The sequence below is a fragment of the Peptoniphilus obesi ph1 genome, assembly GCF_000311865.1.
Taxonomy (GTDB): Bacteria; Bacillota; Clostridia; order Tissierellales; family Peptoniphilaceae; genus Peptoniphilus_E; species Peptoniphilus_E obesi.
This window is the reverse complement of record NZ_HE978581.1, coordinates 144,556-165,494: the sequence shown is the minus strand read 5'-3', so window position 1 is coordinate 165,494 and position 20,939 is coordinate 144,556. Positions and strand designations below refer to the sequence as shown.

General features: G+C 29.3%; 23 protein-coding genes. 22 read left to right on the top strand and 1 reads right to left on the bottom strand.

Going from position 1 to position 20,939, the window contains the following annotated elements; translation table 11 throughout:
- The first annotated feature begins 1 nt into the window (after position 1).
- The 21 genes from HGPB_RS04440 to HGPB_RS04340 all read left to right on the top strand — a co-directional run bounded on the left by HGPB_RS04440 (position 2) and on the right by HGPB_RS04340 (position 18,280).
- A complete protein-coding gene (locus tag HGPB_RS04440; protein WP_019132495.1) occupies positions 2-820 on the top strand; it encodes an ABC transporter permease subunit in 819 nt (272 codons plus the stop codon).
- Between the two features lie 155 nt (positions 821-975).
- Positions 976-1,773: a 30S ribosomal protein S2 gene (rpsB, locus tag HGPB_RS04435; protein ID WP_019132494.1), complete on the top strand. Its 798-nt coding sequence runs from the start codon at positions 976-978 to the stop codon at positions 1,771-1,773.
- A 65-nt stretch (positions 1,774-1,838) separates the two neighbouring features.
- Complete coding sequence (tsf, locus tag HGPB_RS04430; RefSeq protein ID WP_019132493.1) at positions 1,839-2,489, top strand: translation elongation factor Ts; 651 nt, start codon at positions 1,839-1,841, stop codon at positions 2,487-2,489.
- 13 nt (positions 2,490-2,502) lie between these two features.
- Positions 2,503-3,207 (top strand): UMP kinase, encoded by a 705-nt coding sequence (gene pyrH, locus HGPB_RS04425; RefSeq protein WP_036738381.1) that lies wholly within the window; start codon positions 2,503-2,505, stop codon positions 3,205-3,207.
- Between the two features lie 11 nt (positions 3,208-3,218).
- Positions 3,219-3,776: a ribosome recycling factor gene (gene frr / locus HGPB_RS04420; RefSeq protein ID WP_019132491.1), complete on the top strand. Its 558-nt coding sequence runs from the start codon at positions 3,219-3,221 to the stop codon at positions 3,774-3,776.
- Between the two features lie 41 nt (positions 3,777-3,817).
- Entirely contained in the window at positions 3,818-4,549 is a 732-nt protein-coding gene (locus HGPB_RS04415) for an undecaprenyl pyrophosphate synthase (protein ID WP_019132490.1), read from the top strand.
- A complete protein-coding gene (locus HGPB_RS04410; protein ID WP_019132489.1) occupies positions 4,542-5,309 on the top strand; it encodes a phosphatidate cytidylyltransferase in 768 nt (255 codons plus the stop codon). The genes HGPB_RS04415 and HGPB_RS04410 overlap by 8 nt, the downstream gene beginning before the upstream one ends.
- A 125-nt stretch (positions 5,310-5,434) precedes the next feature.
- A complete protein-coding gene (gene rseP / locus HGPB_RS04405) occupies positions 5,435-6,439 on the top strand; it encodes an RIP metalloprotease RseP (protein WP_019132488.1) in 1,005 nt (334 codons plus the stop codon).
- A gap of 7 nt (positions 6,440-6,446) precedes the next feature.
- Positions 6,447-7,499, top strand: coding sequence for a flavodoxin-dependent (E)-4-hydroxy-3-methylbut-2-enyl-diphosphate synthase (ispG, locus tag HGPB_RS04400; protein ID WP_019132487.1), 1,053 nt, complete (start codon positions 6,447-6,449; stop codon positions 7,497-7,499).
- Between the two features lie 8 nt (positions 7,500-7,507).
- On the top strand, positions 7,508-11,764 hold the full coding sequence (locus HGPB_RS04395) for a PolC-type DNA polymerase III (protein WP_019132486.1): 4,257 nt from the start codon (positions 7,508-7,510) through the stop codon (positions 11,762-11,764).
- Between the two features lie 172 nt (positions 11,765-11,936).
- Positions 11,937-12,485: a translation initiation factor IF-3 gene (infC, locus tag HGPB_RS04390; RefSeq protein WP_019132485.1), complete on the top strand. Its 549-nt coding sequence runs from the start codon at positions 11,937-11,939 to the stop codon at positions 12,483-12,485.
- An 11-nt stretch (positions 12,486-12,496) separates the two neighbouring features.
- On the top strand, positions 12,497-12,688 hold the full coding sequence (rpmI, locus tag HGPB_RS04385) for a 50S ribosomal protein L35 (protein ID WP_019132484.1): 192 nt from the start codon (positions 12,497-12,499) through the stop codon (positions 12,686-12,688).
- Between the two features lie 16 nt (positions 12,689-12,704).
- The gene (gene rplT, locus HGPB_RS04380) at positions 12,705-13,055 is read left to right on the top strand and encodes a 50S ribosomal protein L20 (RefSeq protein WP_019132483.1); all 351 of its coding nucleotides are present in this window, start codon (positions 12,705-12,707) and stop codon (positions 13,053-13,055) included.
- A 103-nt stretch (positions 13,056-13,158) separates the two neighbouring features.
- Positions 13,159-13,596, top strand: a complete 438-nt coding sequence (locus HGPB_RS04375) for a DUF4342 domain-containing protein (RefSeq protein WP_019132482.1) — start codon at positions 13,159-13,161, stop codon at positions 13,594-13,596.
- A gap of 34 nt (positions 13,597-13,630) precedes the next feature.
- The gene (rpmE, locus tag HGPB_RS04370; RefSeq protein ID WP_019132481.1) at positions 13,631-13,840 is read left to right on the top strand and encodes a 50S ribosomal protein L31; all 210 of its coding nucleotides are present in this window, start codon (positions 13,631-13,633) and stop codon (positions 13,838-13,840) included.
- 47 nt (positions 13,841-13,887) lie between these two features.
- The gene (locus HGPB_RS04365) at positions 13,888-14,841 is read left to right on the top strand and encodes a DUF1385 domain-containing protein (RefSeq protein WP_019132480.1); all 954 of its coding nucleotides are present in this window, start codon (positions 13,888-13,890) and stop codon (positions 14,839-14,841) included.
- The gene (gene prmC / locus HGPB_RS04360; RefSeq protein WP_019132479.1) at positions 14,832-15,671 is read left to right on the top strand and encodes a peptide chain release factor N(5)-glutamine methyltransferase; all 840 of its coding nucleotides are present in this window, start codon (positions 14,832-14,834) and stop codon (positions 15,669-15,671) included. The genes HGPB_RS04365 and prmC overlap by 10 nt, the downstream gene beginning before the upstream one ends.
- Positions 15,664-16,731 carry a peptide chain release factor 1 gene (prfA, locus tag HGPB_RS04355; protein WP_019132478.1) on the top strand — a complete coding sequence of 356 codons (1,068 nt, stop codon included), beginning with the start codon at positions 15,664-15,666 and terminating at the stop codon, positions 16,729-16,731. Before prmC ends, prfA begins: the two co-directional genes overlap by 8 nt.
- A 92-nt stretch (positions 16,732-16,823) precedes the next feature.
- Positions 16,824-17,369 (top strand): rubrerythrin family protein, encoded by a 546-nt coding sequence (locus HGPB_RS04350; protein ID WP_019132477.1) that lies wholly within the window; start codon positions 16,824-16,826, stop codon positions 17,367-17,369.
- Between the two features lie 112 nt (positions 17,370-17,481).
- Positions 17,482-17,955 carry a 5-(carboxyamino)imidazole ribonucleotide mutase gene (gene purE / locus HGPB_RS04345; protein ID WP_019132476.1) on the top strand — a complete coding sequence of 158 codons (474 nt, stop codon included), beginning with the start codon at positions 17,482-17,484 and terminating at the stop codon, positions 17,953-17,955.
- A 13-nt stretch (positions 17,956-17,968) separates the two neighbouring features.
- Positions 17,969-18,280, top strand: coding sequence for a YerC/YecD family TrpR-related protein (locus HGPB_RS04340; protein WP_019132475.1), 312 nt, complete (start codon positions 17,969-17,971; stop codon positions 18,278-18,280).
- Between the two features lie 51 nt (positions 18,281-18,331).
- Here HGPB_RS04340 and HGPB_RS04335 read toward each other — a convergent pair whose 3' ends face one another.
- Positions 18,332-20,080 (bottom strand): Rqc2 family fibronectin-binding protein, encoded by a 1,749-nt coding sequence (locus HGPB_RS04335; RefSeq protein WP_019132474.1) that lies wholly within the window; start codon positions 20,078-20,080, stop codon positions 18,332-18,334.
- Between the two features lie 147 nt (positions 20,081-20,227).
- Here HGPB_RS04335 and HGPB_RS04330 point away from each other — a divergent pair, with 147 nt between their 5' ends.
- Entirely contained in the window at positions 20,228-20,935 is a 708-nt protein-coding gene (locus HGPB_RS04330; RefSeq protein ID WP_019132473.1) for a response regulator transcription factor, read from the top strand.
- The last annotated feature ends 4 nt before the right edge of the window (positions 20,936-20,939 follow it).

The following is a 20,939-nucleotide window of genomic DNA, read 5'->3' as shown; positions in this document are numbered from 1 at the left end:
TATGGTTTTTTCAAGAGAGTTTAAACAAAACTTTGGAAAATGTCTAGCTTGGTTTTTAGTTGTAGTTATACTAACTGGACTATTGCTAGCCCTATATCCAATGATGCTTGATGCAAATATGAAATCTTTATTTGATAGCTTTGTAGGACAATTAAGCCCAAGTTTACAAAAAATATTTGGTTTTGATAGAGAAGTTGATTATACAAAAATAAATGAATATATTGCATTTATTTACCAATACATGGTATTTTTCATTGCGATTTTTGCAATGCAAATAGGTGCAAGTTCTTTATCAAAAGACTTAAATGATGGATCTATACAATATATTTATTCAAATCCAATCAGCAGGGTAGAAATAGTTACTCAAAAATTCTTAGCAAATATTCTACTATATTTTGTATTTTTGCTATTATTGTTTGTGGCAACATTCTTTATAGTAAAACTTCCAGCTTTTGGAGATGAAATCACATCAGCAGCCTTGCTAATAGACTTAGCTAAAATTTTCTTAAGTCTGTTCTTAACAGGATCAGTATTGCTAAGCATTGGTATGTTTTTCTCTGCATTAAGTAAATCAACAAATTATAGTGAAGGTACTAGTGTTTTATTTGTTATATTTTTAGTAATTTTTGTAATGTTTGGAAAAATATATGGAGGAAACTTCCTAAATATAGCTAATTTTGTAGCGTTTGAAGCCTTTCACCCAATTGATTTTCTTCAAACAAATATTTATATGGTAAGAGTTTTAGTAAATATTATAATCTTTATTATTATGCTAGTTTTAACTTATACAATATATAATAATAAAGACTTAGAATATTAAAAAAATTTATAAAAAAACTTGATGAGTTAGCATGGCTATGCTATACTTATTGATGGTAAAATTTATTATTACACACATTTTTGGATATACCAGGAGTTGCTAAAAGTCCCTGGTATGGATGAAGAAAATGGAGGAAAAAAACGGAGGTGTTAAATTTGTCAGTTATATCAATGAAGTCTCTATTAGAGGCAGGTGTACACTTTGGTCACCAAACAAGAAGATGGAACCCAAAAATGGCTCCTTATATATTTACTCAAAGAAATGGTATCTATATAATAGATCTTCAAAAAACTGTCAAAAAAATTAATGAAGCATATGAATTTGTAAGAGAAGTATCAGAACAAGGTGGAAAAATCCTATTTGTAGGTACTAAAAAACAAGCTCAAGATGCTATTGAAAAAGAAGCAAAAAGATGTGAAATGCCATATATTAACCAAAGATGGCTAGGTGGTCTTCTAACTAACTATAAAACAATCAATAAGAGAATTAGAAGATTACAAGAAATCGGAGAAATGGAAACTAACGGTATCTTCGATGTACTTCCTAAAAAAGAAGTTATTCAACTAAAAAATGAAGAAGAAAAACTTCAAAAATTCTTAGGTGGAATCAAAGATATGGGTGGCATGCCAGATGCAATCTTTATTGTTGATCCTAAAAAAGAAAAAATAGCTGTAAAAGAAGCTCATATTTTAGGAATACCAGTAGTTGGTATTATTGATACTAACTGTGACCCAGATGAAATTGACTATCCAATACCTGGAAACGATGATGCTATTAGAGCAGTTAAACTTATAACTGAAACAATTGCAAATGCAGTATTGGAAGGTAAACAAGGTAATCAAGTTGAAGATTATTCAGTAGAAGATGCTTCAGACCAAGAAAATTCTGAATCTGAACAAACAGAAGAAGATCTTCAAGAAGATCAACCAGCTATAGATAAAGAAGAAGAGTAAGATTATTTAGAGAGTTCTAAAGCTATGGCTTTAAGACTCTCTTTTTTATTAAAAGGAGGAATAAAATGCAAATAACAGCAGCGCAAATCAAAGAATTAAGAGAAAAAACATCTGCAGGTATGATGGACTGTAAAAAAGCTTTAGTTGAAGCTAACGGAGATATAGATAAAGCTTCCGATATATTAAGAGAAAAGGGATTAGCTTCAATTGCTAAAAAATCTTCAAGAATTGCTTCTGAAGGAATCGTTGATTCTTACATCCACGGTGGAAGAATTGGTGTTTTAATCGAAGTTAATAGTGAAACTGACTTCGTTGCTAAAAATGAAGACTTCAAAGTATTCGTAAAAGACATGGCTATGCAAGTTGCAGCAGCAGCTCCAAAATACCTAAGCCGTGAAGAAGTTCCAGCTGATGAAGTTGAACATGAAAAATCTGTTTTAAAAGAACAAGCTCTAAATGAAGGTAAACCAGAAAAAATAGTTGAAAAAATGGTTGAAGGTCGTATGGAAAAATTTTATGAAGAAATTTGTCTTTTAGACCAAAAATTCATAAAAGATCCAGATATAAAAGTTCAAGACCTACTAAACAATATTGCAGCTAAAATTGGCGAAAATATTAAGATTAGAAGATTCATTAGATATGAAGTTGGAGAAGGTCTAGAAAAAAGAGAAGAAGACTTCGCAAAAGAAGTTCAAGAACAAATGGGCCAAAAATAAGATGAGTAGTGTGATTCCTAATTTTAAAAGAATTGTGCTTAAACTTAGCGGAGAAGCAATGGCTGGAGATAAGTCACAAGGCATTGACATGGAAGCTATTAGAACTATTGCTAAACAAGTAAAACATATAAATGAACTTGGAGTTGAAACTAGCGTAGTTGTAGGTGGTGGCAATTTCTGGCGTGGAAGAGACTCTTCTAATATGGATAGAGCAACATCTGATTATATGGGTATGCTTGGAACAGTTATGAATGCACTAGCTATACAAGATGCACTTGAACAAATGGGTGTTGATACAAGAGTACAAACAGCCATTGAAATGAGAGAAGTTGCTGAACCTTATATCAGAAGAAGAGCAATAAGACACCTTGAAAAAAATAGGGTAGTTATATTTTCAGCAGGAATAGGAAATCCTTATTTTTCAACTGATACGACTGCAGCCCTAAGAGCTGCTGAAATATCAGCAGATGTAATATTAGTTGCTAAAAAAGGCGTTGATGCAATATATGATTCTGACCCTAATATAAATAAGGATGCTAAAAAGTTTGATAAATTATCTTATTTAGAAATAATTAATAAAAATTTAAAAATTATGGATACCACAGCTATATCATTATGTATGGAAAATCAAATTCCATTAAGAGTATTTGGAATAGATGATGCATCGTCAATGATAGATGTAGTGTTAGGTAAAGATATAGGTACAAAAGTTGAATAAGGAGAGTATTTATGATTTCTGATATTAAAAAAGATATAGAAAATAGAATGTCAAAAACTGTTTCTGTATATAAAGAAGATTTATTAACAATTAGGGCTGGAAGAGCTAATCCTTCCTTACTTGATAAGATAACCATTGATTATTATGGTCAAGCAACTCCTCTAAATCAAGCAGCTTCTATTTCAGCACCAGAAGCAAAACTTTTAGTTATTCAACCATGGGATGCGAATTTAATTCCAGAAATAGAAAAAGCTATATTAAAATCAGACCTTGGACTTAATCCATCAAACGATGGAAAACTTATAAGACTTGCAATTCCTCAATTAACTGAAGAAAGACGTCAAGAGCTTACTAAAGTTGTTAAGAAAAATGGGGAAAGTGCAAAAGTTGCGGTTAGAAACATCAGAAGAGAAGCTATGGATGATGTTAAAAAACTTGAAAAAAATAAAGAAATAACTGAAGACGAACAAAAGGTTTATGAAGAAGATATCCAAAATCTTACTGACAAACATATCAAGTTAATTGATCAAGCAACTGAAAACAAAGAAAAAGAATTAATGGAAATTTAAAAAAAGAGGCTGATATGCCTCTTTTTATTTTTTAGGTGAATATGAGTTTATTAGAAAATATAGATAAAAATAATATACCAAAACATATTGCTATTATCATGGATGGCAATGGGAGATGGGCAAAAAAAAGAAATATGCCAAGAACTTTTGGACACAAAGAAGGCACTAAAAGAGTAATAGAAATTGTAGAAACTTCTTATAAATTGGGTATAAAATCACTATCTTTATATGCTTTTTCAACTGAAAATTGGAAAAGACCAGAAGAAGAAATATCTAAGTTAATGGAACTTTTGGTTTATTATATTAGGTCTCAGCTAAAAATAATAATGAAAAACAATATAAAGATTAATGTTTTAGGGGATATTTCAGCCCTACCTCAATTTGTCCAAGACGAAATTAATACTGCATTGTCAAAAACAAAAGACAATGATAAAATGATACTAAATATTGGGCTTAACTATGGTGGTAGAAGCGAAATAGTTAATGCGACCAAACTTATTCATAAGGATATTGAAAGTGGAAAATTAAAAATCGAAGAATTAGATGAGGAAAAATTTAAAGATTATTTATACACTAGATATCAGGATGAATTAGATTTATTAATAAGACCAAGTGGTGAATTAAGAGTTAGTAATTTCTTACTTTACCAATTAGCTTACAGTGAATTTTGGTTTTCAGATGTGTTGTGGCCAGACTTTGATGAAGAAGTCTTATATGAGGCTATAATTGATTTCCAAAAGAGGAACAGAAGATTTGGGGGAGTAAATGCCTGATTTATATAAGAGGATAATTACCGGAGTTGTAGGTATTATTATTTTAGCATTAGTAATATATTTTAGATCATATTTATTAACTACATTTTTGTGCCTTCTTGGCATACTTGCTAGTATTGAAATAAGTATGGCATTAAGAAAGATTGATATAAATGCAAATATAATAGTATTGATAATTGGATGTATAATACTTGCATTATCGAATTATTTAAATTTAGAAAAGCACTTTGCTATAACTTTTATTTTAATATTAACTCTAATGCTTTTATTGTTTGATGATAAATTTGATTTAAATTCACTTGCTTATACGAATTTAATTTTTATTTATGCTCCATATTTATTTTCTTTAATGAGCGATTTGAGCACTCCTTTTATAATATTGATATTTTTAATAGCATTTTCAACAGATACATTTGCTTATATATTTGGTAGTCTATTTGGTAAACATAAACTAATAGAAAAAGTAAGCCCAAAAAAATCTATTGAAGGAGCTATTGGTGGGATTGTTGGATGCCTAGTTTTAACTTTGGCATACTTACATTTCCATAATATAAACATTGATTTGTCTTTAATTCTTTTAATAATTTTTGCATCAACTTGTGCTCAACTTGGAGACTTGTTTGCTTCTAAAATAAAAAGAATTGTTGGCATAAAAGACTATAGCAATTTATTACCAGGACATGGTGGTATTATGGACAGGTTTGACAGTGTAATAATGGTAATTCCTGTTGTAATCTTAATATCATCACTATATTTATAAATTAATATTAATTATTGGACTTCATGAGAAGTCCTTTTTTATTGTTTGTTAATTTTAGTTTTTATTTCAAGCATGATATAATAAGAAAGAAAAAATGAAATTTAAATTTAATTAAGGAGATATATATGTACACATTATTAGGCTCGATTTTTGTTTTTATGCTAGTTATTATGCTGCATGAATTAGGCCACTACACAGTTGCAAAATTAGCTGGTATAAGAGTAAATGAATTTTCAATAGGTATGGGGCCAAAAATTTTTCAAAAATCTGGAAAGGAAACAAAATATTCAATCAGGCTTCTTCCTCTAGGTGGTTATGTTGCACTTGAAGGAGAAAGTGGAGATTCGGATGACCCTAGAAGTTTTTCAAATGTTTCAGTTTATAAGAGAATGGCAGTTGTTGTTGCGGGAGTTTTTATGAATTTAATTCTTGCAATTTTAACTTTTATAATAATAGCCTCAATTATAGGAGTTCCATCAGATTCGAATTCTATTGGACATATAAAAAATCCTAGTCCTGCTTATGAAGCTGGACTTGTAAAAGGAGATAAGATTGTTGAAATTAACAATGTAGAGGTAAACTCTTGGACTGAAATAGTAGAAAATATTTCTGATAAAAAACCAGGTCAAGAATTAGATATAAAAATAGATAGAGATGGAAAAATTATAGATAAAAAAATTATTCCTCAAGAAATAGAAGGTAAAACAGCTATTGGTATAGGTTTTTCCAAAGATCCTGGATCAGTGATTAAGTATGGATTTACTAAAACGCATGAAGTAATAGCTGATGTATTTAATGTTCTTGGAGGATTATTTACTGGTAAATACGGAGTCTCAATGCTATCAGGACCTGTTGGTGTAATTTCTGTTATAGGGCAGGCAACCTCTGCTGGGATAATAAATTTATTATTTATACTGGCCTTAATAAGTGCAAACCTTGCGGTTGTAAACATATTGCCAATACCAGCACTTGATGGTGGGAAATTATTATTATTAATAATAGAAGCTATAACAGGCTACAAGGTCAGTGAAAAAGTAGAATCAATTTTAAGTATGATTGGATTAATATTACTTTTCTCACTAATGGCTTATGTAACAATTTTTGGAGACTTGGCTAGATTAGGAGCATGATTTCTCAATGATTAAAAGAAGAAAAACAAGACTAATTAAAGTTGGTAATGTAGATATAGGAGCAGACTCAGCTATAAGCGTTCAGTCTATGACAAATACAAATACCAAGGATGTAGAATCCACAATTAAACAAATTCATAGATTGGAAGAAGCAGGGTGCGACATAATAAGATTTGCAGTAAATGACTTAGAAGATGCACAAGCGATAGAAAAAATAAAAGCCAATATAAATATACCTTGCGTTGCAGATATACAATTTAATTATAAACTTGCACTTCTTTCTGCTAAATATGGGGCAGATTGTATAAGAATAAATCCTGGGAATATAGGAGAAAAGTGGAAGGTAGAAGAAGTTGTTTCTGCCTGCAAGGATAAGAATATTCCTATAAGGATTGGAGTTAATGCTGGATCTATAAACCAAAAAATTTTGGATAAATTTAATGGAGTTAATAGCGATTCTATAGTTCAAAGTGCTTTAGAAGATATAAATATTTTAGAATCATTAAATTTTAACCAAATAAAAGTATCTTTAAAGGCAAGTAACGTAAATCTTTCAATAGAATCATATAGAAAATTTTCTGAAATATCTGATTATCCACTTCACCTTGGCATTACTGAATCAGGAATGGGTCTTGCTGGAATAGTAAAATCTTCAGTTGGCATGGGAACCCTATTAGCTGAAGGAATAGGAGATACTATAAGAGTTTCTCTAACAGATGATCCTGTAGAAGAAGTTCTGGTTGGCAAGCAAATTCTAAAATCTTTAGGACTAAGACAAGAAGGTGTAGAAATAATTGCCTGTCCAACTTGTGCGAGGACAAAAATCGATCTTATAGAACTTGTAAAAGAAGCAGAAAATAGACTTTCAAAAGTAGATAAAAATATATCGGTTGCTTTGATGGGCTGTGTAGTAAACGGTCTTGGAGAAGGACGAGAAGCAGATATAGGGATTACCGGTGGAAATGGACAAGGTGTAATCTTTAAAAAGGGAGAAATAATAAAAAAAGTCCCTGAAAATCAATTATTAGATGAGTTAATGAAGGAAATAGAAAATTTGTAGGTGATTTTTTGTTAGATACTATAGAACTAAATAAGAAATTACAAATAAATACTAGCAAAAATATAGAAAAATATTTGAAATTTGAAAGCATATCATTAAATGATGATAAAATGCAGCTATATTTTAATTGCTTGATAGAAAAAGATATAGAAAAGACTGAACTTAAAGAATATGAAAATTCACTTTCAGAGAATCTAAAAGATTTTGTACTATCTTTTTCCTATAAAAAAATTGAAGAAAAAATTGATATAGATAAACTTACAAGGGATTATATTTTAAAGTATAATCCCTCTTCAAAGGTCTGCATAGATGATATAAATATAAATATTGTTGATAAAAAAGTAGAAATCTTTATTCCAAATAAAGGCTTATATTACAGTATGCAAAACAATCAATTGTATAAGCAAATTGAAAAAGATTTAAGCAAATATGATTCATATTCTGTAGCTATTTCTTTAGATAAAAATATTAAAGATTGCAGCGATAACGATATTGAAGATTATATAGAAAATATAAATAAAGAAGAAATAGATTTTGCAAAAAATACAGATATTGTAAATAAAAAATCTAAAGAGAAAAAAGAAAGTAAAAAAGTTAAAAACTTTAAATATGGCAAAAAAGATATTTTAGATATAACTAATATCAAAGATATCTTTATTAATTCAAGAGTTACTATAAAAGCAGACTTGTTTGATATATCTTCTACGGAATTAAAAAATGGTAAATTTATAATATCTTTAAGCCTAACAGACCATACTTCATCAATAGCTGCAAAGGCCTTTTTAAGCAAGGAAAAAAATGAAGAGTTTTTAAACAATATCTCTATTGGAAATAATTACATAATAACCGGAGATGTTAGCTTTGATAATTTTGCAAAAGACGAAGTTATTTGGATAAAGTATTTAGAAACATCATCTAATCCAATAAGACAAGACAATAGCAAAGAAAAAAGAGTGGAATTAAAGCTTCATAGTAAAATGTCTTCGATGAATGGTTTAACAAGTTTTGACGAACTTGCTAAAAGAGCAAAGTATTGGGGAATGGAATCTCTTGCAATAACAGATACTGCTGATGTTCAAGGATTTCCAGAAGCTATGGAAACATCAGAAAAATATGGAATAAAAGTATTATATGGACTTGATGGAAACTTTGTAGATGATCAAGAAAAGATTATAAAAAATTATAATCTGGAAAAAAGTCTACATGACCAGGATTACGTTGTATTTGATATTGAAACAACTGGTTTTTCTCCAAGAACAGATAAGATAACAGAAATTGGTGCTGTGAAAATAGTAGATGGACATATTGTAGATAGTTATTCTCAACTTATAAATCCAGAGAAGGCTATTCCTCAAAAAGTACAAGAATTAACAGGACTTACAAATGCAATACTTAGTGATAAGCCAACAGTCGAAGAAATAATTGGAGACTTTAGAGATTTTACTAAAGGCTGTGTATTGGTTGCTCATAATGCAAAATTTGATATTTCCTTCATAAGAAGAGAATTTAAAAAAGCAAAATTTGATTTTGATTATCCAGTTCTTGACACACTTCAACTTGCAAGATCCTGTGTTAGAGGAATTAAAAGATTTAATTTATCTGCTCTTTCTAAAAAGCTAGGAGTTTCTTTGGTTGGAGCACATAGGGCAGTGAATGATGCTCAAGCAACTGCAGAAGTCTTTATTAAGATGTTAAAAATTGCAAATCAAGAATACAATATTAATAAAGTAAATGAAATCAATAATTTATTAAAGAATATAGACGCTGCCAACTTGTTTGAATCATCAGTAAGTATATTGGTTAAAAATCAAATTGGTCTGAAGAACTTATACAAATTAGTAAGTGAATCACATCTTAATTATGTAAATAGGGTTGCAAAGATTCCAAGAACTTTACTTGACAAGTATAGAGATGGTCTGTTGATAGGAAGTGGAAATTCATCATCTCCACTTTTTACTGCAATCTATAATGGGGAAAGTGAAGAGAATTTAAGAGAAATTGCATCTTATTATGATTATTTAGAAATTCAACCACTAGATAATAATATGACTTACATAAGTCAGGAACTTGTTAAAAATCTAGATGATTTAAAATCTATTAATATTAAAATATATCAATTAGGTAAGGATTTAAATATTCCTGTTGTGGCAACTGGAGATGTATTTTATTTAGATGAAGATGATGATATAGCTAGAAGAATAGTTTTAAGTGGGCAAAAAGTTAAGACTTATAGAGATTGGAATACTCCAAAATCTCTCTACTTTAAAAATACAGAAGAATTTTTAATTGATTTATCATATTTAGGAGAAGAGGCAGCTTATGAAGTTGTTGTAGAAAACACAAATATGATAGCTGATTCAATAGATGGGATAAAGCCAATACCTGATGGCAAATTTCCACCAGTTATAGAAGGTGCAGAGGAAGATTTAAAAAACATGTGCTATAAAAAAGCGCATGAAATTTATGGAGATGATCTTCCAGAAATTGTGTCTCAAAGACTTGAAAAAGAACTTAATTCAATAATTAAAAATGGTTATTCAGTTCTATATATAATTGCTGAAAAATTAGTAAAAAAATCAAATGACGATGGATATTATGTTGGATCGAGAGGGTCTGTTGGATCATCTTTTGTGGCGACTATGAGTTCTATAACAGAAGTAAATCCACTTCCAGCTCACTATATTTGTCCAAACTGTAAAACATCAATATTTCCAGATGATGTTGGATCAATTTCAGGAATTGACTTGGAAGATAAAGATTGTCCAAATTGTGGAAGTCCAATGAGAAAAGACGGACACAATATACCTTTTGAAGTATTCTTAGGATTTTACGGAGACAAGGAACCAGATATAGATTTAAACTTTGCTGGGGAATATCAACCAAGAGCTCATAAATTTACAGAAGACTTGTTTGGAGAAGGTTATGTATTTAGGGCAGGAACAATTGGAACGATAGCAGAAAAAATTGCTTATGGATATGTAAAAACTTACTTTGAAAATGAAGATATAAGAAAATTAGAGATTGATAGATTAGTAAAGAAGATAGTCGGAGTAAAGAGAACATCTGGACAACATCCAGGTGGTATAATGATTTGTCCAAAAAGTAAAGAAATTTATGACTTTACACCAATTCAGTATCCGGCAGATGATAAAAAAACAGGAACAATAACAACTCACTTTGACTACAACTTTATACATGGAAAAATTTTAAAACTTGATATACTTGGTCACGATGGTCCTACATTTATAAAAATGTTGGAAGATTTAACAAAACTAGATCCTTTAGAAGTCGATTTGAGTGATAAAGAAACACTATCTTTATTCTCATCAAGTAAAATTTTAAATTTAAACAGTGATATATATGAAGCGAGTACAGGAACCATAGGCATACCAGAATTTGGAACAGATTTCGTTATGCAAATGTTAATTGAAACTAAGCCAAGCACTTTTTCAGAGCTTGTAATGATATCTGGTTTGTCACATGGTACAGATGTATGGTCAAACAATGCACAACTTCTTGTAAAAAACAATGAAGCTAAATTAAATGAGGTGATTTGTACAAGAGAAGATATAATGCTTTATTTAATAAGAGCAGGTGCTGAAAATAAGATGGCGTTTGATACCATGGAAAGAGTCAGAAAGGGAAGGGGCTTGACTGATGAGCAAAGAGAGATTATGGAAAATCTAGACCTTCCTAGCTGGTATATAGCATCTTGTGAAAAAATAAAGTATATGTTTCCTAAAGCACATGCTGTAGCCTATGTTACTTTATCCTTTAGAATAGCATACTTTAAAATTCACTATCCACTAGCTTATTATGCGACTTACTTTACAATAAAATTACAAGATTTTGATGCAGAATTAATATTGCAAGGACCAGATGCAATAAAATTAAAAATTGAAGATATAAAAAATTCAAAAGATAAGTTATCTGCAAATGATAAATCTCAAATAACAGTTTTGGAAGTTGCACTTGAAATGTATGCAAGAAACTTAGAGTTTAAAAATGTAGACTTATATAAATCATCTTCAAATAAATTTCAAGTAGAAGATGATAAAATATTATTACCTTTTAGAGCCTATTCTGGAATAGGAGAACAAGTTGCAAACAATATAGCTGAAGCTTCAAAAAATACAAAATATTTATCTATAGAAGACTTTACTAAAAAAACTGGTGCGACTAGATCAAATATAGAAATTCTTAAGAAAAATAATATATTAAAAGGACTTCCAGAATCTAATCAATTAAGTCTTTTTGATTTATAAAATTATAGAAATAATATCTTTGTAAGAAAAATAAATTTATAAAAAATAATTGACAAAGAACAAGTTATAGTCTATAATATCACTTGTGTTTAAGAAGAAGTCCGATTCTCACCTTATTCCAAGGGTTATAAGGTTATTTTATAATAGTTATTAATCTATTTTTGCGGACTTTTTGTCCGCATTTTTAATTATATGGAGGTGCTTAGAGATTAAAGAACTTCAAATCAATGAAGAAATAAGAGATAAAGAAGTTAGACTAATCGATAGTGAAGGAAATCAAGTAGGCGTAGTTTCTAGAAATAAGGCTCTTGATATGGCGTTTGATGCAAGGCTAGATTTAGTAAAAATTGCTCCAAATTCAAAGCCACCAGTTTGTCGTATTATGGATTATGGCAAATATAGATATGACATGATGAAGAGGGAGAGAGAGGCTAAGAAAAAGCAACAAATAATTAACATTAAGGAAATTAGACTTACTCCGAACATAGAAGAGCATGATTTAAATACAAAAGCAAATCAGGCTAAGAAGTTTCTTGATAATGGTGACAGAGTGAAGGTATCTGTACGCTTTAGAGGTAGAGAAATGGGACACACTGACATGGGAAGACAAGTGCTTGATAGATTTACTGAATTAATTTCTGAGCATGGTGTTGTAGATAAAAAACCGAAAATGGAAGGTAGAAACATGATCATGTTTTTATCTGCCAATACGGAAAAATAGGAGGGTTATATATGCCAAAAATGAAAACTCATAGAGGATCTGCAAAAAGATTTAAAAGAACTGCATCTGGTAAATTAAAAAGATTCTCTGCATATAAAGGTCATTTAACAGGTAAAAAATCACCAGATAGAATTAGAAAATTAAGAAAATCTGGAATAGTAAGCAAAGCGGATATGAAAAGAATCAATCACATGATTCCTTAAGAGGAGGGAAAAATAAATGGCTAGAGTAAAAAGAGCTGTAAATGCTAAGAAAAAGCATAAAAAAGTTTTAAAACAAGCCAAAGGATACTTTGGTGCAAAATCAAAATTATATAGACCAGCTAATCAAGCTGTTATGAAATCTCTTGATTACGCTTTTGCTGGTAGAAAACAAAGAAAAAGAGATTTTAGAAAATTATGGATTACAAGAATTAATGCTGCTGCAAGACTTAATGGTATCAGCTATTCTAAATTAATAAGTGGCTTAAAAAAAGCCGATGTAAATATAAACAGAAAAATGTTATCTGAGCTAGCAATCAATGATCCAGAAGCATTTACAAAATTAGTTGATTTAGCTAAAGCTAACTAAAATTTAATAATACTAAATAATTTTACTTATGTAGTATAATATAAGTGTAGACTATAATATATTTGATAAAAAGATAAGAGTTTAATATTATAGGAGTGATATTATGATTACTATGGAAAAAATTGACTATGTAATGGATACTACAAATTCTTCATACGAAGTTGTTAGAAAAGCTTTATTGGATACTGATGGAGATGTTGATTTAGCTATTGAAAAAATTCGCAACTCAGTTTCTACTTTTGACGAAGATTACAAAAGCAAGAATAGTAAAAAAGGACCAATAAGTTTTGATGACATAAAAGAAGCCATTGAAAATCTTTGGGAAGAAGGAAAAGCAAGTAGATTATTAGTTAAAAAGAATGATGAAACTATATTATCTTTATCACTAGCTGTTTCGGCTTTTGGTGCAATAATAGCTCCACTTGCTGCAATCCTAGGAGTTGGTGCAGGATATGTAAATGATTATGATTTTTATCTTGTAACAAAAGATGGAGAAAATATAGATTTAAAGAATTACATTAAAGAAAATCTGAAAAAATAAATATTAATTTATTTTATGCTAGGAGTTGATATAAATGAAAAAAGGTATACATCCTGAATACAAGGAAGCAACAGTAACTTGTGCATGTGGTAATACTTTTAAAACTGGTTCAGTTAAAGAAGATTTAAAAGTTGAAATATGTTCAGAATGCCACCCATTCTTTACTGGGAAACAAAAATTTAGTGATCACGGTGGACGTATTGAAAAATTCAACAAAAAGTATCATAGACAAGATAATAAATAATATATTAATGGTTAGCATATGCTAACCATTTTAATTTAAGGAGACTTATGGATAGTGGAATAAAAAAAGAAGCTTTCAAGACAAACATTGGTGGGCAAGCTCTAATGGAAGGGGTAATGATGCGAGGACCATCAAAAATTGCTATCGCCGTTAGAAAACCAAACAAAGAAATAGAGTTGAAAGTAGAAGAAATAAATGACCTATCGGATAGATTTAAAATTTTAAAACTTCCTATAATTAGAGGCGCTTATAAATTAATAGATGCTATGAAAGTAGGAATTGACTCTTTAACATATTCTGCTTCTTTTTGGGAAGAAGATGAAGTTCAAAAGAGCAGTAATAAGGATAGTTTTTTTAAAAAAATATTTAAAGATAAATATGATGATGTAGTTATGGCAGTTACCATACTAGTATCATTCGCTATTGCCGCTGGTCTTTTTATGATTTTACCAAGTCTTGTTGCTGGGTTACTAAAAGATAAATTAGATTCTAAAGTTTTATTAAATCTTGTCGAGGGTTTAATAAGATTATTAGTTTTTGGAATATATATTTATTATATTTCGAAACTAGAGGATATAAGAAGAGTTTTTGAATACCATGGATCAGAACATAAGTCTATATCCTGCTATGAAGCAAGAGAAGAGCTTACAGTTGAAAATGTAAGAAAATATCCTATAGTTCATCCAAGATGTGGAACAAGTTTTTTATTTATGGTTATGATTATATCAATTATTGTTTTATCCTTTTTCGGATGGCCATCAATTGGTATGAGAATTTTAACAAGGATTATAGCTTTACCAATTATTGCTGGTATTGCATATGAAGTAAATAGAGTAATTGGTAAAAGTGACAAAAAAATATGTAAGTTGCTTGCCAAGCCTGGCATGGCTATACAAAAATTTGCAACTGTTAGAGAACCAGATGATTCTATGATAGAAGTTGCAATAACAAGTTTGAAAGCAGTAATTCCAGAAGATGGAGTAAGTGATGTATGGAAATAAAAAAGCTCTTAGAGAAGGCTATTTACTATCTAAATGATTCTGAATATACAAATCCTTATTATGAAGCTAGATTGATTTTATCAGGGCTATTGGATAAAGACTTATCTTATATAATAAGCCATGAAGATGAGAATCTTTCTGAAAATATCAGCAATAAGTATTTAGATATCTTAAAAAAAAGATCTGATGGATGGCCTTTAGCGTATATACTAGGTGAAACTGAATTTTATGGAAATAAATTCTATGTAGATGAGGGAGTTTTAATTCCAAGAAGAGATACAGAGATAAGTGTTGAGACAATTTCTAAAATAATTTCAAAAAATAAAATTAAAAATATTTTAGAAATAGGATCTGGAACTGGTATTGTTAGCATTAGTCTAGCTAAAGAAAATGAAGATATAGAATTTGACTGCATAGATATATCAGACAAGGCTATTTCTAATACCAAGAAAAATATAAAATTTCATAATTTATCAAATGTCAGAGTATTTAAAAGCGATATATATTCGAATGTTTGTAAAAAATATGATCTGATATATTCTAATCCACCTTATATAAAAAGAGAAGAAATATCTAAACTGCAAAAAGAAATATCTTATGAACCTATAACTGCGCTTGATGGTGGAGTCGATGGCTTGATTTTTTATAGAAGAATTATTAAAGATTTAGATGAATATCTATCTAAGAATGGATTTTTAGTATTAGAAATTGGATATGATCAAAAAGAAGATATTTATCAATTGTTAAGCAATTATAATCACAGCTGCATAAAAGATTTATCATCTTTAGATAGAGTTATAATAGCTAGTAAAGGAGAAATTGATGTATAGTAATTTAGAAGTATTTGAAAAAAGATACAAAGAACTAGAGGCAAAATTAATAGATATAGAGGTAATAAATAATTCTAAGTTATATCAAAAGACAGCTATTGAGCATGCTGAAATTGAGCCGATAGTATTAAAATATAGAGAAATAAAAGAAACTGAAAAAAGAATAGCTGAAAATAAAGAGCTTTTAGAGGATAAAATAGATGATGACTTTAAAGACCTTGTAAAAGATGAATTAAAGTCAGATGAAGAAAAATTATTAAAATTACAAGAAGAAATAAAAATATTATTAATTCCTAAAGACCCTAATGACAATAAAAACGTAATTGTTGAAATTAGAGCTGGAGCTGGTGGAGATGAAGCCGCTCTATTTGCAGGAGTTTTATTTAGGCAATATGTAAGGTATGCTGAAAGACATAATTGGAAAGTAGATATAATGAATACAAACGAGATTGGAATAGGTGGCTACAAAGAAGTTATATTCATGATAATTGGAAAGGGAGCCTATTCAAGACTTAAGTATGAATCAGGAGTTCATAGAGTTCAAAGAGTTCCTGAAACAGAAAGCTCAGGACGTATTCACACATCAACTGTTACTGTAGCTGTGCTTCCAGAAGCTGAAGATGTTGAAATTGAAATAGATCAATCAGACATAAGATTTGATGTATTTAGGTCTTCAGGTAATGGTGGCCAATCTGTAAATACAACAGACTCAGCAGTAAGACTTACACATATACCAACAGGAATAGTTATTTCATGCCAAGATGAAAAATCTCAACTTAAAAATAAAGATAAGGCAATGAAAATCTTAAGAACTAAACTGTATGATTTAAAACTTCAAGAGCAAAATGAGGAATTAAGTAATGAAAAAAGAATGCAAATAGGAACTGGAGATAGGTCTGAAAGAATTAGAACCTATAACTATCCACAAGGTAGGGTAACAGACCATAGAATTAATCTTACAATTCATCAAATAGACTCTGTTGTGGATGGAGAACTTGATGATATAATAGATGCATTAATAACTGATGATCAAGCTAAAAAGCTGGAAAGTATAGTTTGATATCCAGAAATATATTGAAATATTTTTCATAAAATAAATTAAATAGGGTATAATACTAAAGTAGAATGTAAAATTTATAGGAGGTAATATTTATGAATCAAATGACAGGAGAAAATTTAAGATCTGCTTTTGGTGGAGAATCTCAAGCTCATATGAGATATCTAATCTGGGGAGACGTAGCTAAAAAAGAAGGTTTTGAAAATGTAGCAAGACTTTTCTTAGCAACAGCAGACGCAGAAAGAGTACACGCGACTCTACATTTTAATGCTCTTAGAGATGTTAACGGAGATTTCCCAGTAGTTTCAATGGCAGGTTTTGGTATTTCTAACACTTCTGAAAACCTAGTAGCAGCAAGAAATGGTGAAATTTTTGAAAGCACTCAAATGTATCCAGCATATATTGCAGTAGCTGAAATGCAAGAAGAAAAAGAAGCTATTAAAGCTATGAAATTTGCTACAGCTGCTGAAAAAGTTCATGCAGATAGATATGAAGAAGCAAAAAAATATGTAGATGAAGGTAAAGACCTTGAAGCAGAAAAAATATTAATGTGTCCAGTTTGTGGATATATTACATTTGACGATAGCGAAGAAGCTTGCCCAATTTGTGGATGTAAAGCTGATAAATTTATCGAATATTAATAAGAAGGCCTTTGAGCCTTCTTTTATTTTATAGTTTGACTTTAATACTCAAAATTGTTAGTATATTAATGTATTTTAAGAGTTATAAAACCCTTATAATTAGGAGGACAAAATGAAAATAGCAGTTATTATGGGAAGTATTAGTGATAGACAAATTAGTGATGATATAGTTAAAGTTTTTGATAAATTTGGCGTAGAGTATGAAGTTGAAGTCATTTCAGCTCATAGAACACCTCAAAGAGCTTTTGAATTTTCAAAGAATGCTAAAGAAAATGGATTTGGAGCAATTATTTCAATTGCAGGTAAGGCAGCTCACCTTGGAGGAGTATTAGCAGCAAATACAACAATACCTGTAATTGGTGTGCCAGTAAAATCATCGACACTTGATGGACTTGATGCATTACTTGCTACAGTTCAAATGCCATCAGGAGTGCCAGTGGCAACTGTTGCAATCAATGGTGGAAAAAATGCTGCATTACTTGCTATTCAAATATTAGCTCTTAGCGATGAAAAATTAAGTCAAAAATTACTTGACTATAAAAAAGAGTTAGAAGAAGATGTTGTAAAAATGAATAAAGAATTATAAGCGAGGACGTATTATGGTATTTAATTCCAAAATAAAAAATGAACAAACTGATGGTTTATTTGAAGCAATTTTGGCTTTAGAAGATTTAGAAGAATGCTATAGATTTTTTGAAGATATTTGTACTATCAAAGAAATTCAAGCGATTGCTCAAAGACTTCAAGTTGTAAAATTACTTATTAAAAACAAAACTTACCATGAAATTGAATCAGAAACTGGTGCAAGTACTGCAACAATTTCTAGAATTAACAGATCTTTAAATTATGGATCAGATGGTTATAAGTTGGTACTTAAGAGATTAAACTTCATAGATGAAGATGAAGAATAAGGATTCGATATATATATCGAATCCTTATTTTTATAAATTATATTTTATTTTTTATATTTTTTTCAAATCATTCAAATTAATATCATCTTTTTTTATATTGATAGTATCATAGTCTGTATAGACTACTAGTCCAGGCATTTTTGCTGGATGTCTTTTTACATATTTTTTTCTACAATAATCGACAGAAATATTATTTGAAGTTGAAACAGAACTATTCATAGCAGCTACATAGGCTGCTTTTTTTATGCTATCTTCAGAAAAATCAAAATTATCATTTGTTAAAATAACATGAGATCCAGGAGCATCTTTAACGTGGAACCACAAATCTTCTCTATTAGCGAGTTTGAAAGTTATATGTTCATTTTGCTTATTATTTTTACCACAATAAATTTTATCCCCATTTTCAGTTTCATATTTTAAAATTTTTAATTTATTCTTTTTATTTTTATGTTTTTTATATCTTTTTAAATATCCTGTTTCGTGTAATTCATCTTTTATTTCATCAATATCATCTTCACTATCACTAAGCTCAAGATTTAGCATTAGATTTTCTAAATAATTTATCTTGGACTTAGTTTTTGGAATTTCTATTTTTAAAACTTTTTCTGCATGTTTTAATTTAGAAAACTTTTTATAATATTTATTTGCATTTTCGTGAGGACTTAGCTTTTTATCTAGATCTATCTCAAGCTCATTCATATTATCATAAAAGTTCTCTACAAGAACAGATTCATCACCAGCTTTGATTTTATAAGCATTTGCAGATATTAGGTCTGCATAGACTTTATATTTATCTCGGTCTAAAGATGAATTTAATTCATCAGACTGCTTAGCTAGCTTTTTATTTTCCTTATCTATATTTTTCTTGATAATCCTTTTTATATTTTGACTCTTATCTAGAATTAACTGGTTATTTTTTGATTCACTATAATAGAATTCCAGCATTTGACTTATGTTATCAAAAGATTTTTTATCTTCTTCTCTTATGTATTCAAGATTAATTGAAAAAAAGTCTGAAAGATTATTATTTTTATATATTAAAATTGGGGAATATTCATTTCTAGATAAAACTCTCATAATTTCATTAAATGAATTATTTATAGAGTCAAATTCTTCCTTTGTTAATGAGTTTGTCGCTTTAGACTCATCAACCCTTGCCCTATATAGAATTTCACTAGCCATCAGAGCAGATATACCTGTAAAGGATTTTATTATATTATTTTTTATAGCCTTATTTGGATTAAATATATCTATATTATTTATAAAAGCATCTTCTACCAAAGGATTTTCGGCTGTTGAAATAGGTTCAATCTCATATTTTAATCTTGGTAAGATTTGTCTAACTCTGGACATACTAGAGTTTACTCTTTTTATAGAATCAATAATGGACAGACTATCAGATTCAACAAGTATTATATTTGAATGCTTGCCCATAATTTCTACAAAAAGAGATTTTTTGAGTTCATCGCCTAGTTCATTTCTAGAATTTATGTCTATCCTAAAAATCCTATCCATCTTATATTGTTCAACATTCTCAACCTTAAAACCTTCTAAGTGCTTTCTAAGCAGCATACAAAAAGCTGGAGGGTTTTGTGGATTTGAATAGTTGTAGTCGCTAAGATACATCCTAGGATTGTTATTTGCTGCAGATATAAATAATTTATATCTTTGTCCTAAATTTCTAAAATTTATTACTATATCAAAATCATTGACTTGATAGATTTTATCTATTTTTGCATTTACTAATTTATCTTTTAAATCATATATTACAGACCTAAGAACAGATCCATCATATGCCATATTTATCACCTTTATTAATTATAACATGATTAAGTTTTAAGAAAAAATCATATATAATTAAATAATAAATGTGATTTTAATATATTCTTAATAAATTCTAAATTTTTTTGTTAAAGTTAACTGTTACTATAATACTGGAGGTAAGACATGGACAAATATACAGTACTAATAGCAGAAGATGATAAGGCAATTAGAGAATCTATTGCTATATATTTAAGAAATTCAGGTTATAACACCCTGTTTGCAGAAGATGGGGAAGAGGCAGTAAAAGTTTTTAATGAAAATAAGGTTGATTTAATCTTGATGGATTTAATGATGCCCAAACTTAGCGGGGAAGATGCAATTTTGAAATTAAGAGAGGATTCTTATATTCCAATAATAATTTTATCTGCTAAATCTGAAGATTTTGATAAGGTTATAGGATTAAATATAGGAGCTGATGATTATATTACTAAACCTTTTAACCCTCTGGAACTTGTTGCTAGAGTAAACTCAGCAATTAGAAGATTTTATAATTATCAAGCAAGTTCCAAGGCTCAAGAAGGGATTATTCAAATTGGAGATATAAAGCTAAATAGTTTAGAAAAAAATGTCTCTATAAATGATCAAGTAATAAAATTAACTTCGATAGAATATAAAATTCTAGAGCTTTTAATGAAAAATCCCAACAGAGTATTTTCGATTGAAGAAATATATGAAATAGTTTGGGATGAGCCTGCAATAGAAGCAAAAACTGTAACTGTCCATATCAGAAGGATAAGAGAAAAAATAGAAATTGATCCTAAAAAACCTCGCTATTTAAAAGTTGCTTGGGGTCTTGGTTATAAATTTGTAGATCCCTATAAAAAATCTTAAGAAA

Coding starts and splice junctions, on each gene's coding strand:
- HGPB_RS04440 (WP_019132495.1), top strand. CDS start 2: ATGGTTTTTTCAAGAGAGTTTAAACAAAACTTTGGAAAATGTCTAGCT.
- tsf (WP_019132493.1), top strand. CDS start 1,839: ATGCAAATAACAGCAGCGCAAATCAAAGAATTAAGAGAAAAAACATCT.
- frr (WP_019132491.1), top strand. CDS start 3,219: ATGATTTCTGATATTAAAAAAGATATAGAAAATAGAATGTCAAAAACT.
- HGPB_RS04415 (WP_019132490.1), top strand. CDS start 3,818: ATGAGTTTATTAGAAAATATAGATAAAAATAATATACCAAAACATATT.
- HGPB_RS04410 (WP_019132489.1), top strand. CDS start 4,542: ATGCCTGATTTATATAAGAGGATAATTACCGGAGTTGTAGGTATTATT.
- rseP (WP_019132488.1), top strand. CDS start 5,435: ATGTACACATTATTAGGCTCGATTTTTGTTTTTATGCTAGTTATTATG.
- ispG (WP_019132487.1), top strand. CDS start 6,447: ATGATTAAAAGAAGAAAAACAAGACTAATTAAAGTTGGTAATGTAGAT.
- rpmI (WP_019132484.1), top strand. CDS start 12,497: ATGCCAAAAATGAAAACTCATAGAGGATCTGCAAAAAGATTTAAAAGA.
- rplT (WP_019132483.1), top strand. CDS start 12,705: ATGGCTAGAGTAAAAAGAGCTGTAAATGCTAAGAAAAAGCATAAAAAA.
- HGPB_RS04375 (WP_019132482.1), top strand. CDS start 13,159: ATGATTACTATGGAAAAAATTGACTATGTAATGGATACTACAAATTCT.
- rpmE (WP_019132481.1), top strand. CDS start 13,631: ATGAAAAAAGGTATACATCCTGAATACAAGGAAGCAACAGTAACTTGT.
- HGPB_RS04365 (WP_019132480.1), top strand. CDS start 13,888: ATGGATAGTGGAATAAAAAAAGAAGCTTTCAAGACAAACATTGGTGGG.
- prmC (WP_019132479.1), top strand. CDS start 14,832: ATGGAAATAAAAAAGCTCTTAGAGAAGGCTATTTACTATCTAAATGAT.
- prfA (WP_019132478.1), top strand. CDS start 15,664: ATGTATAGTAATTTAGAAGTATTTGAAAAAAGATACAAAGAACTAGAG.
- HGPB_RS04350 (WP_019132477.1), top strand. CDS start 16,824: ATGAATCAAATGACAGGAGAAAATTTAAGATCTGCTTTTGGTGGAGAA.
- purE (WP_019132476.1), top strand. CDS start 17,482: ATGAAAATAGCAGTTATTATGGGAAGTATTAGTGATAGACAAATTAGT.
- HGPB_RS04340 (WP_019132475.1), top strand. CDS start 17,969: ATGGTATTTAATTCCAAAATAAAAAATGAACAAACTGATGGTTTATTT.
- HGPB_RS04335 (WP_019132474.1), bottom strand. CDS start 20,080: ATGGCATATGATGGATCTGTTCTTAGGTCTGTAATATATGATTTAAAA.
- HGPB_RS04330 (WP_019132473.1), top strand. CDS start 20,228: ATGGACAAATATACAGTACTAATAGCAGAAGATGATAAGGCAATTAGA.